The organism is Streptomyces sp. NPDC041796, from assembly GCF_055590785.1.
This window is the reverse complement of sequence record NZ_JBVJAH010000006.1, coordinates 315,060-326,387: the sequence shown is the minus strand read 5'-3', so window position 1 is coordinate 326,387 and position 11,328 is coordinate 315,060. Positions and strand designations below refer to the sequence as shown.

General features: G+C 72.3%; 10 protein-coding genes. 2 read left to right on the top strand and 8 right to left on the bottom strand.

Annotated features, from left to right (window positions below; genetic code table 11):
• Window positions 1–42: 42 nt before the first annotated feature.
• Genes ACZ6C1_RS14670 through pdhA form a run of 3 tightly spaced genes read right to left on the bottom strand, consistent with a single transcriptional unit; the run spans window position 43 to window position 3,634 of the window.
• Window positions 43–1,476 carry a dihydrolipoamide acetyltransferase family protein gene (locus ACZ6C1_RS14670; protein WP_469241231.1) on the bottom strand — a complete coding sequence of 478 codons (1,434 nt, stop codon included), beginning with the start codon at window positions 1,474–1,476 and terminating at the stop codon, window positions 43–45.
• A complete protein-coding gene (locus tag ACZ6C1_RS14665) occupies window positions 1,476–2,501 on the bottom strand; it encodes an alpha-ketoacid dehydrogenase subunit beta (protein WP_469240899.1) in 1,026 nt (341 codons plus the stop codon). Before ACZ6C1_RS14665 ends, ACZ6C1_RS14670 begins: the two co-directional genes overlap by 1 nt.
• Window positions 2,498–3,634 carry a pyruvate dehydrogenase (acetyl-transferring) E1 component subunit alpha gene (pdhA, locus tag ACZ6C1_RS14660; RefSeq protein WP_469240898.1) on the bottom strand — a complete coding sequence of 379 codons (1,137 nt, stop codon included), beginning with the start codon at window positions 3,632–3,634 and terminating at the stop codon, window positions 2,498–2,500. The genes ACZ6C1_RS14665 and pdhA overlap by 4 nt, the downstream gene beginning before the upstream one ends.
• A 182-nt stretch (window positions 3,635–3,816) precedes the next feature.
• On the opposite strand from pdhA, the gene ACZ6C1_RS14655 reads away from it, so the two are divergent.
• On the top strand, window positions 3,817–4,344 hold the full coding sequence (locus tag ACZ6C1_RS14655; RefSeq protein WP_469240896.1) for an Lrp/AsnC family transcriptional regulator: 528 nt from the start codon (window positions 3,817–3,819) through the stop codon (window positions 4,342–4,344).
• A gap of 143 nt (window positions 4,345–4,487) precedes the next feature.
• Here the strand turns inward: ACZ6C1_RS14655 and ACZ6C1_RS14650 are convergent, their stop codons facing one another.
• Together ACZ6C1_RS14650 and ACZ6C1_RS14645 are read right to left on the bottom strand one after the other, a co-directional pair.
• Window positions 4,488–5,081, bottom strand: a complete 594-nt coding sequence (locus tag ACZ6C1_RS14650) for a TetR/AcrR family transcriptional regulator (protein WP_469240894.1) — start codon at window positions 5,079–5,081, stop codon at window positions 4,488–4,490.
• Window positions 5,078–6,610 carry a 3-hydroxyacyl-CoA dehydrogenase gene (locus tag ACZ6C1_RS14645; protein WP_469240892.1) on the bottom strand — a complete coding sequence of 511 codons (1,533 nt, stop codon included), beginning with the start codon at window positions 6,608–6,610 and terminating at the stop codon, window positions 5,078–5,080. The genes ACZ6C1_RS14650 and ACZ6C1_RS14645 overlap by 4 nt, the downstream gene beginning before the upstream one ends.
• Window positions 6,611–6,733: 123 nt before the next feature.
• Between ACZ6C1_RS14645 and paaN the strand changes: the two genes are divergently transcribed.
• Window positions 6,734–8,428 carry a phenylacetic acid degradation protein PaaN gene (gene paaN / locus ACZ6C1_RS14640; protein WP_469240891.1) on the top strand — a complete coding sequence of 565 codons (1,695 nt, stop codon included), beginning with the start codon at window positions 6,734–6,736 and terminating at the stop codon, window positions 8,426–8,428.
• Window positions 8,429–8,437: 9 nt separating this feature from the next.
• On the opposite strand, the gene ACZ6C1_RS14635 is transcribed toward paaN, so the two are convergent.
• Genes ACZ6C1_RS14635 through ACZ6C1_RS14625 form a run of 3 tightly spaced genes read right to left on the bottom strand, consistent with a single transcriptional unit; the run spans window position 8,438 to window position 11,285 of the window.
• Window positions 8,438–9,094: a TrmH family RNA methyltransferase gene (locus ACZ6C1_RS14635; RefSeq protein ID WP_469240889.1), complete on the bottom strand. Its 657-nt coding sequence runs from the start codon at window positions 9,092–9,094 to the stop codon at window positions 8,438–8,440.
• Window positions 9,091–10,299, bottom strand: coding sequence for an HTTM domain-containing protein (locus ACZ6C1_RS14630; protein ID WP_469240887.1), 1,209 nt, complete (start codon window positions 10,297–10,299; stop codon window positions 9,091–9,093). Before ACZ6C1_RS14630 ends, ACZ6C1_RS14635 begins: the two co-directional genes overlap by 4 nt.
• On the bottom strand, window positions 10,296–11,285 hold the full coding sequence (locus ACZ6C1_RS14625) for a DUF5819 family protein (protein ID WP_469241230.1): 990 nt from the start codon (window positions 11,283–11,285) through the stop codon (window positions 10,296–10,298). Before ACZ6C1_RS14625 ends, ACZ6C1_RS14630 begins: the two co-directional genes overlap by 4 nt.
• Between the last annotated feature and the right edge of the window lie 43 nt (window positions 11,286–11,328).

Sequence of the window (11,328 nt, the reverse complement as noted above, 5' to 3'; positions counted from 1 at the left end):
GTGGCCGGGGGCTGTACGCCCCCGGCCCGGGTCTCCGGACCGTCAGAGGGTCCGCAGCAGCACCGCCGGATGCTCCACACAGTCCGCCACGTAGCGGAGGAAGCCGCCCGCCGTGCCTCCGTCGCACACGCGGTGGTCGAAGGTCAGCGACAGCTGGACGACCTGCCGGACGGCCAGCTCGCCCTCGTGCACCCACGGCTTGGGGATGATCTGGCCGACGCCCAGCATCGCGGCCTCGGGGTGGTTGATGATCGGGGTCGAGCCGTCGACCCCGAACACGCCGTAGTTGTTCAGCGTGAACGTCCCGCCCGTCAGCTCGGCGGGCGTCAGGGTCCCGGCCCTGGCGGCCTCCGTCAGACGGGCGAACTCCGCCGTCAGGGACTCCGCCGTACGGCTGTGCGCGTCACGGACGACAGGGACGACCAGGCCGCGGTCGGTCTGCGCCGCGAAGCCCAGGTGCACCTCGGGCAGACGCACGATCTCCCGCGCGGCCATGTCCACCCTGGAGTTGAGCTCCGGGTGGCGCGCGAGCGCGGCGACACAGATCCGGGCGAGGAGCGCCAGCAAGGAGATCTTCGGGGCCCCGGCCGCGTTCATCGCGGCGCGTGCGGCCATGAGCTCCGTCGCGTCCGCGTCGACCCAGCAGGTCGCGTCGGGGATCTCGGTCCGGCTGCGGGAGAGCTTGTCGGCCACGGCGCCGCGTACGCCGCGCAGCGGCACCCGCTCACCGGTGCCGGCCGCGACCGCCGTCACGGGCGCGGGCCTCGTCGCCGTTGCCGTCGGAGTGACCGCCGCCGGGGCGGCCGACGCCCGCTCCACATCGGCGCGCAGGATGAGCCCGTCGGGCCCGGAGCCACGCAACTGCCGCAGGTCGAGACCCTTTTCGCGGGCCAGCTTCCGTACGAGTGGTGAGATGACCGGCACCGGTCCGTCGGAAGGCGCGGGAGCCACCGGCGCGGCGACCGTCGCCGAAGCGGCCGGTACGGCCGGTCCGGGGGTGGCCGGTGCCGCGGTCGCCGGTCCGGGAGTCACCGGTCCGGGAGTCACCGGTGCCGCGGTCGCCGGTGCCGACGACGGGGCGGCCGCGTCCCGCAGGACCCGCCGCCGTCGCGCCGCCGGGGCGGCCGTGCCGTACCCGACGAGCACGTTCCCCGAGCCCTCCTCGGTGGAGCCGGACGGGCCGGCCGAGCCCGAGGAGGCGGCCGGGAGAACCGCGTCCGGCGCGGACGTCGCACCGACCGCCACCGTAAGCAGCGGGGCGCCGACGGGCAGTTCCGTCCCCTCCTCGCCGAACCGCGCGGTCACCACGCCCCCGTAGGGGCACGGCACCTCGACCATCGCCTTGGCGGTCTCGACCTCGACGACCGGCTGGTCGATGGCGACGACGTCCCCGACGTTCACCAGCCAGCGCACGATCTCCGCCTCGGTGAGGCCTTCGCCGAGGTCCGGCAGCTTGAACTCCAGCACCTGGGCCATCAGCTCTGTGCCTCCCACTGCAGTCGCGCCACGGTGTCCAGGATGCGGTCCACGCCCGGCAGGTGGTGCCGCTCCAGCATGGGCGGCGGGTAGGGGATGTCGAAACCGGCGACCCTCAGCACCGGCGCCTCCAGGTAGTGGAAGCACCGCTCCGTGACGCGCGCGGCGATCTCCCCGCCCGGTCCGCCGAAGCCGGACGACTCGTGGACGACGACCGCGCGTCCCGTGCGCCGCACCGACGCGCAGACCGTCTCGTCGTCGAACGGCACCAGCGACCTCAGGTCGACGACCTCCAGGTCCCAGCCCTCCGCCTGCGCGGCCTCGGCGGCCTCCAGGCACACGGGCAGGGACGGCCCGTACGTGATGAGGGTGGCGCTGCGGCCGGTCCGGCGCACCACCGCGCGCCCTATCGGCTCGACCGGGTCGGGCGCGTCGGGCGACCACTGGGCCTTCGACCAGTACAGCCGCTTGGGCTCCAGGAAGACGACCGGGTCGTCGGAGGCGATCGCCGCCCGCAACAGCCCGTACGCGTCGGCGACCGTCGCGGGCGTGACGACATGGAGCCCCGGAGTCGCCATGTAGTACGCCTCGGACGAGTCGCTGTGGTGCTCGACGCCGCCGATCCCACCGCCGTACGGCACGCGCACGACGATCGGCAGCGGCATCGCGCCCCTGGTCCGGTTGCGCATCTTCGCGACATGGCTGAGCAACTGCTCGAACGCCGGGTAGGCGAAGGCGTCGAACTGCATCTCCACGACCGGCCGCAGCCCGTACATCGCCATGCCGACGGCCGTGCCGAGGATGCCCGCCTCGGCGAGCGGGGTGTCCGTGCAGCGGTCCTCGCCGAACTCCTTGGCGAGCCCGTCGGTGACCCGGAAGACGCCGCCGAGCGTCCCGACGTCCTCTCCCATGACGTGGACGGACGGGTCCTCGGCCATCGCGTCGCGCATGGCGCGCTGGAGGGCCTGCGCCATGGTGGCGGGCTTGGTCGCGGACTTGGGCGCCGCGTTCGCCACGGTCGTCATCGGGTCTCACCCTCGGCTTCGAGCTCGGCGCGCAACTGGGCGGCCTGTTCACGCAGTTGTGTCGTCTGCTCGGCGTACACATGCGCGAACAGGTCCATCGGGTCGAGCTGGGCGTCCGCGTTCATCCGCTCGCGCAGCCGCGCGGCCATCGTCTCGGCGTCCTCGGCCGCCTGCCGTTTGCCGTCCTCGTCGAGGAGGCCGCGCTCGGTCAGCTCGCGCTCCAGCAGCCGGATCGGGTCGTGCTCCCGCCACGCCTCGACCTCGCTGTCGCCCCGGTACCGGGTGGCGTCGTCGGCGTTGGTGTGGGCGTCGATGCGGTACGTCACGGCCTCGACGAGCGTGGGCCCGCCACCGCGCCGCGCGCGGGCGAACGCCTCGGAGAGCACCTGGTGCACGGCCGCCGCGTCATTGCCGTCGACGAGCCGGCCCGGCATCCCGTACCCGACGGCCTTGTGGGCCAGGGACGGGGCCGCGGTCTGCTTGGCGAGCGGAACGGAGATCGCGAAGCCGTTGTTCTGCACGAGGAAGACGACCGGGGCCTGCCAGACCGCCGCGAAGTTCAGTGCCTCGTGGAAGTCGCCCTCGCTGGTGCCGCCGTCGCCGACCATCGCCAGGGCCACCACGTCGTCGCCCTTGAGGCGGGCGGCGTGCGCCAGGCCCACGGCGTGCGGCAGCTGCGTGGCGAGGGGCGTGGAGAGCGGCGCGACGCGGTGCTCGTGCGGGTCGTACCCGGTGTGCCAGTCGCCCCGCAGCAGGGTCAGGGCCTGTACGGGGTCGAGGCCGCGCGCCACGGCGGCGAGGGTGTCCCGGTACGACGGGAAGAGCCAGTCCCGGTCCTCCAGCACCAGGGCGGCGGCGACCTCGCAGGCCTCCTGCCCCGTGCTCGACGGGTAGACCGCCAGCCTGCCCTGCTTGGTGAGTGCCGTCGCCTGCGTGTTGTACCGGCGGCCGCGCACGAGCTCGGCGTAGAGCCTGCGCAGCAGCTCGGGCGAGAACCCGGCCGCCGCGTCCGTGCCCAGCACCCGGTACGGCTCGGGGTCCGGGAGCAGCGGTGCGGGGTCGGTACGCGGCTTCCACGCCGGGGGCGGGGTGGGCCGGTAAGGGGCGGCACCGGGCAGCTCTTGGACCGTCATGACAGCACCTCCTCGTGGGAGCGGGCATAAGACCCGAAGGGGGACGCGACTGTGACGCGCCTCACCTACCGATTGTTCGGTCGTGGCGGCATTTTGGCTACAGGCGCCTTCGGTCTGTGGACAAACGGTTCTCCACAGCCTGGGATAGAGACAGGTCGTCCATGGATGAGAGGCGGGGGGACATGGCAGCTGAACAAATGGCCGACGGCAGGGACCAGGGTCAGCCGGGCGACGAGCATCAGGTGCCGCCGCGGCCGCTCGACGCGATCGACCGCGACATCCTCCGCATCCTCCAAACGGATGGCCGCGCCTCGATACGCTCCGTGGCCGACCGCGTGCATGTGTCGCGCGCGAACGCCTACGCGCGGATCAACCGGCTCATCGAGGACGGGGTGATCCGCGGCTTCAGCGCCCGCGTCAACCACGAGCGGGCGGGTCAGGGCGCGTCCGCGTACATCACGCTGAAGATCGTGCAGAACTCGTGGCGCACGGTCCGCGAGCAGCTCAGGGCGCTGCCGGGGGCTGCGCACATCGCGCTGGTCAGCGGAGACTTCGACGTACTGCTGCTGGTGCACACGCCGGACAACCGCACCTTGCGGGAACTGGTCCTGACCAGGCTCCAGGCGATCCCGGAGGTGCTCTCCACGCGCACGCTGCTGGTCTTCGAGGAGACGGACCTCAACCGGCGACCCTTGACGGACGAGCTCTGACGGACGCGCTCCACCGGGCGCTCTGGCGGACGCGCTGTGACGGACGCGCTCCACCGGACGCTCCAGGTGGACGCGCTGTGACGGGCGTGCCCTGAGGGACGGGGTCTTACGGCGCCCCGCCCCTCAGGCCTCGCGTGGGGGTTTCAGTGGCTCGTACGCAGGCCGTCGAAGGCCAGGTGGACGATCGTCTCGACGACCTGCCGGCGCTCGGCGTCGCCGCCCGGCTGCGGCCGGTACCACTCCACCAGCGAATTGACCATGCCGAACAGCAGCCGGGTGGCGAGCCGTATGTCCACGTCCGAACGCAGGTCACCGTCCGCCGCGGCGGCCTTGAGCAGGTCGGCGACCCGGTGGTCGAACTCGCGGCGGCGCTCCAGCGCCCACCGCTCGGTCGTGGTGTTGCCGCGTACGCGCAGCAACAGCGTCACGTACGGCAGCTCGTCCATCAGGACCTCGACGGTGCGCCGGGTCACGTACTCGACCCGCTCGATGGCCCGCCCGCGCGCGGCGCCGGGCTCGTCGAGGACCGCGAAGAGGCCGTCGAGCGCCCGGCTGACGGCGCGCCGCAGCAGCTCCTCCTTGCCCGCGACATGGTGGTAGATCGAGGACTTGGAGATACCGGCCGCCTTGGAGAGGTGCTCCATGGAGGTGCCGTCGTAGCCGCGTTCGTTGAAGACGCGGACGGCGACGGACAGCAGCGTCTCAGGGGTGTACGTGTCGCGCTTGGCGGTGGTCATCGGCTGTCCCGGTCCTTCGTGGCGGCCAACTCCTCGTGCTCCTTGCGCCGGACCGCGAGGCTGGGAGCGTAGCGGCCGGTCGGGTAGCGCTCGTGCAACGCGGTGAGCAGCTCCGACACCCGCTCGTAGCCCAGCAGGGCGGCCCACTCGAAAGGCCCGGCCGGGTAGTTGACGCCGAGGCGCATGGCCGTGTCGATGTCCTCGGCGGAGGCGACGCCCCGTTCGACGGCGTCGGAGGCGAGGTCGACCAGCATCGCGACGGTACGGGCGACGATCATGCCCGGTGCGTCGCCGATCACCGTGACGTCCTTGCCGAGCGCCTGGAAGAGGCCGATGGCCTCCTGGAGGGCCTCGTGAGAGGTCGTGGGCGCGGTGGACAACGCGATGCGGGTGGCGGTCGTGTAGTCGTGGGCGAGGTCGAAGCGGATGATGTCCTCGCCCTCGTACTCGAAGGCGGTCTCGCCGTCGGCGAGCCGGAGCTGTCCTCCGCTCGGGAGGACGAGGTGGTCGCCGTGCTTCCTGCGGCGGACCTTGATCCCGGCTTGCTCGATCATGCCGACGAGCGGCTCGGCGTGGCCCAGGCGGCCGTGGACGACGACCGTCGCCGGCGCGGGTGCCGGGGCCTCGGTGGCGGCGGCCGGCCGCTCGGCGCCCTCGGCGTACGCGTACCAGCCCTGGCCCGTCTTGCGGCCCAGCCGTCCGGATTCGACCAGGCGCCGCTGCGCCAGGGACGGGGTGAACTTCGGGTCCTGGAAGAAGGCCTCCCAGACGGACCGGGTGACGGCCTCGTTGACGTCCTGTCCGATCAGGTCGGTCAGCTCGAAGGGGCCCATCCTGAACCCGCCGGACTCACGCAGGACGGCGTCGATGGTGGCCGGGTCGGCGGCCCGCTCCTCGTACAGGCGCAGCGCCTCCGCATAGAAGGGGCGGGCGATGCGGTTGACGATGAATCCGGGGGTGTCGGCGCAGCGCACCGGCGTCTTGCCCCACTCCTTGGCGGTGGCGTACGCGCGCGTGGCAGCCGCTTCGTCGGTGGCGAAGCCGCTGACGACCTCGACCAGCGGGAGCAGCGGGGCGGGGTTGAAGAAGTGCATGCCGACGAAACGGCCCGGCAGGCGCAGCCCGCCCGCGATGGCGGTGACGGAGAGCGACGAGGTGTTGGTGGCGAGCAGGCAGTCGTCGGGGACGATCTTCTCCAGTGCGGCGAAGAGCTCCTGCTTGACGTCGAGCCGCTCGACGATCGCCTCGACCACGAGGGCGGCGTCCGCGAGGCCGTCGAGGGTGTCCGCCACGCGGAGGCGGCCGGCCGCCTCGTCCCTCTCGACCGGCGACATCCGGCCCTTCTCGACGAGCCGGTCGAGCCGTCCGGTGAGGGCTTCGGCGGCCTGTCGGGCACGGTCGGGCACGGTGTCGTGGAGGCGTACGGGGTGCCCGGCGACCAGGGCGACCTGGGCGATGCCCTGACCCATGGTGCCGGTGCCCACGACGGCGACGGTGCGGCTCCGCTCGATGGCCATGTTGTCGGTCATGACAGTGATCCTCCCCGATGAGTTGTCCACAGGTTCGGGAGGCCCCCTTGTCCCGACCGATCGTTCGGTTACTCTAGCTCTGTCCGCCTGTCCCTGCCCAGCTCGACGAGGAGTTGGTCCGTCATGGCCGCCGCTCAGCTCACCACCGACCACCTGACCGAGAGGCACCGCTCCACGCTGGAACAGGCCCTCGAAGCCATCCGCACACGGGCCTACTGGTCCCCGCACCCCGAGCACCCGAAGGCGTACGGGGAGAACGGCTCGCAGAGCGCCGCCGAGGGCCTCGAGGCCCACAAGGCCACTCTGGGCGCCCGCTTCGAGCTGGACCAGCCGGGCACGGACGGCTGGACCGGCGGTGAGGTCTCGCCGTACGGCCCGGAGCTGGGCGTGGAGTATCCGCACGCCGACGTGGACGTCCTGCTGCCCGCGATGCGCGCGGGCATGGGTGCCTGGCGTGACGCCGGCCCCGAGACCCGCGCGCTGGTCTGCCTGGAGATCCTGGCTCGTATCAGTGCCCGTACGCACGAGTTCGCGCACGCGGTGATGCACACCAGCGGGCAGGCGTTCATGATGGCGTTCCAGGCGGGCGGGCCGCACGCGCAGGACCGCGGCCTGGAGGCCGTGGCGTACGCGTACGCGGAGCAGGTCCGCACCCCGCTGGTCGCCGACTGGTCCAAGCCGCAGGGCAAGCGGGACCCGCTGGAGCTGCGCAAGGCGTTCACCCCGGTGCCGCGCGGCATCTCCCTGCTGATCGGCTGCAACACCTTCCCGACGTGGAACGGCTACCCGGGCCTGTTCGCCTCCCTGGCCACCGGCAACCCCGTCCTGGTCAAGCCGCATCCGCGCGCCGTGCTCCCCCTCGCCCTGACCGTACGGGTGGCGCGCGAGGTGCTGGCCGAGGCGGGCTTCGACCCGAACCTGGTCGCGCTGGCCGTCGAGCGGCCCGGGGAGGGCATCGCCAAGGACCTGGCCGTCCGCCCCGAGATCCGGATCATCGACTACACCGGCTCCACCTCCTTCGGCGACTGGCTGGAGGCCAACGCCCGGCAGGCGCAGGTGTACACGGAGAAGGCCGGCGTCAACACGGTCGTCGTCGACTCGACCGACGACTACAAGGGGATGCTGTCCAACCTGGCCTTCTCCCTCTCCCTGTACAGCGGCCAGATGTGCACCACCCCGCAGAACCTGCTGATCCCCGGCGAGGGCATCGCGACGGACGCGGGCCCCAAGTCCTACGACGAGGTGGTCACCGACCTCGCCGCCGCGGTGTCCGGACTGCTCGGTGACGACGCCCGGGCGAACGCCCTGCTGGGCGCCATCGTCAACCCGGACGTGAAGGCCCGGCTGGAAGCCGCCGCGGGTCTCGGCGAGGTCGCCCTGGCCTCGCGCGAGGTGGCCAACCCCGACTTCCCGGGCGCCGTCGTCCGCACGCCCGTCCTGGTCAAGCTCGACGGTTCCAAGCCGGACGCGGAAGCGGCGTACATGTCCGAGTGCTTCGGCCCGGTCGCCTTCACCGTCTCCGTCGGGTCGACCGCCGACGCGCTGGAGCTGCTGCGGCGCACGATCCGCGAGAAGGGCGCGATGACGGTCGGCGCGTACACGACCTCACCGGACGTCGAGCGGGCCGTCGAGGAGGTCTGCCTGGAGGAGTCGGCGCAGCTCTCGCTCAACCTGACGGGCGGGGTGTACGTCAACCAGACCGCGGCGTTCTCCGACTTCCACGGCTCCGGCGGCAACCCGGCGGCGAACGCCGCCCTGTGCGACAGCGCGTTCGTCGCGAACCGCTTCCGGGTCGTCGAGGTGCGCCGCCCTGCGTGATCCTCGGGCTCACGCCTCCGGCACGGAGATCTCCGCGTACCGCTGCACCCAGGCGTGCATGGCGATCGCCGCGGCCGCACCCGCGTTGATCGACCGGGTGGAGCCGAACTGGGCGATCGAGCAGACCATCGCGGCGTGCTTGCGGGCCTCGTCGGTGAGGCCCGGGCCCTCCTGCCCGAACAGCAGGACGCAGCGGCGGGGCAGCTCGGTCCGTTCCAGCGGCACGGCGCCGGGGAGGTTGTCGATCCCGATGATCGGCAGCCCCTCGGCGTCCGCCCAGGCGGTCAGCGACTCGGTGTCCGGGTGGTGGCGCACATGCTGGTACCTGTCGGTGACCATGGCGCCGCGCCGGTTCCAGCGGCGGCGGCCCACGATGTGGACCTGCTTGGCGAGGAAGGCGTTGGCGGTCCGGACGACGGAGCCGATGTTGAAGTCGTGGCCCCAGTTCTCCACGGCCACGTGGAAGTCATGGCGCCGGGTGTCCAGGTCGGCGACGATCGCCTCGCGCCTCCAGTAGCGGTAGCGGTCGACGACATTGCGCCGGTCGCCGTCGGCGAGCAGCTCGGGGTCGTACCGCTCGTCCTCCGGCCAGGGCCGGGGGTGCGGGCCGACGCCGATCTCGGTGCCGTAACCGTCGTCGTACTGGAGTGGGGTTTCGCTGCTCACCCCACGAGGGTACGGGGGGTCGGCTCCTCGCCGGCGTGCCGCTGCCGCGGCGGCACCTGCCGGGTGCGCGGCAGCAGCCGCTCCCCGCCGCGCCGGACGCGGGCGCCCAGCCAGACCAGGAAGACCGTCGGCAGGAAGACGGCATCGGCGGCGATCATGGCGAGCGAGAAGAACGGCAGCCCGAGCAGCACGGCGATACCGGCGTGCTCCAGCATCATCGCCACCAGCAGGACGTTCTTGACCCGCCGGTTGAACAGCGTGAAGGGGAAGGCCACCTGCACGATCACCGTGCCGTACGTCACGAGCATGACCATCACACCGCTGGCGGCGAGCAGGTCGGAGAGGAACGGCCAGGGGGTGAAGTAGTCCAGCTTGAGCGGGTAGTACAGCGCGGTGCCGTCCTGCCAGCGGGAGCCCTGGATCTTGTACCAGCCGGCCGTTGCGTAGATCAGGCACACCTCCGCCATGATCACGGCGAGGGTGGCGTTGTGGACGAGGTTGGCGATGACGTCGGCCAGGACGTGCGGCTGGCCGGGCGCGTACCGGCACACCAGCCACCACAGCCCTTGCGCGGCCCACAGCAGCCACAGCAGCCACAGCAGCCATGTCTCGCCGGTCCGGTCGATGAACAGCGTCGCCGCCACCAGACCGAGGGCGAGGACCGCCCACATCACCGGTCCCAGCCGGTCGCGCCGGGGATCCGGGCGGGCCGCCCGGCGGGCGTCGACGGACCAGACCTGGCTGCACCGGGTCAGGACGAGGTAGACGGCCATCAGGTGGATGACGTTGTCGCCGCCGTCTCCCATGAAGATGGAGCGGTTCTGCAGCGACAGCACGCCCACCATGAACAGCACCGACATGGTGCGGGTGCGCCAGCCGATCAGCAGCAGGACGCTCGACAGCACAGCTAGGGCGTACACGCTCTCGAACCAGAGCGCGCTGTCCGACCACATCAGGACCGTGAAGGCGTGGTTGTTGGCGATGAGCTGCTGGCCCATGTCCCACGACCAGGGGCCGTCCGGCCCGTACAGCTCGTGACGGTTGGGGAATTCCCGCAGCAGGAACAGCAGCCAGGCGGCCGAGAAGCCGATGCGCACGACGGCGGTCTGGTACGGGCCGAGGGCCGCACCGGTGACGCGCTGGATGGCGCGGGCGAGCCGGCGGTCGAGCGGCTCGGTGCGGACGCGGGCGTTGCTCGGGTTCACTTGTCCGCCTCCGTACGGCCGCCGCTGACGCCACCGGGCAGATCCGCCTCGGTCACGGTCCACCACGGCAGCACCCGGTAGTAGGGCCGCGTGTCGGTCTTCTCGTCACTCCAGACTGGGGCCTCGACGCCCTGGGTGGCGGAGCGCAGCTGTATCCGCTCGATCCTGCCGCCCAGTTGGTGCGCCTCGAGCCGCAGCATGGCGATACGCCGGATGTAGCGCTCGGAGAGCTGACCGCGCATGCCATGGGGGCGGTTGTCGTTGGTGTGCGAGTTCACGTAGAAGTCCCAGCCGCGGCGGAGCTCGTTCTGGTTCACATGGCTGGGGAAGAGGTTGCCCCGGATGGCTTCGCCGTCGTCTGCGGACAGGTCCATCCACCCGGTGGTCCTCCGCCCGCCGTCGCTCCCGACGATCTCGGCGCGGACGTGGACGGCGATGTTCTGCTGGAGCGGGTTGGGGGCGAAGAGCTTCCAGTTCTGCTCGAACTCGGGGAAGACCCAGTCGTCCACGGCCTTGCCGTGCTGCTTGGTGAGCGTGTTCGAGGGCGCGACGTGCAGGAACGCCATGGCCAGGTGGAGGCAGGCGAACATGCCGACGACGGCGAGCGAAACGGCCGCCACGACCTGGTACGGCAACGACAACGCGGCCACCCCGACGGCCCCTGGGCCGCCCGGGGCCTCCCCCGGCCCGTACACGGGCTCCCGCATCCCGGACGTGGCCTGCCGCCCGTACGCGGTCTGCCCGGGTCCGCCGGGCCATGCGCCTGCCGCCCCGGGCTGGGGAGCGGGCGCGGGGGCCACGCCGGTCACGGAGCCGGACGCGGTGGCCGAGCCCGCCACGGAGCCGGACGCGGTGGCCGAGCCCGGCGCGGGAGCTGCGTCGCCACCGAGGGCGCGGGCGGCACTCGGCGCGGGGTCGGGGTCCGGCGCGGGGTCGGGGTCCGCTCCCGGGACAGCGCCCGGCCCGGTGCCTGCGCCCGGCGCGATGCCGGCCCTCGGCCCGGTGACCGCACTCGGCCCGGAGCCCGAG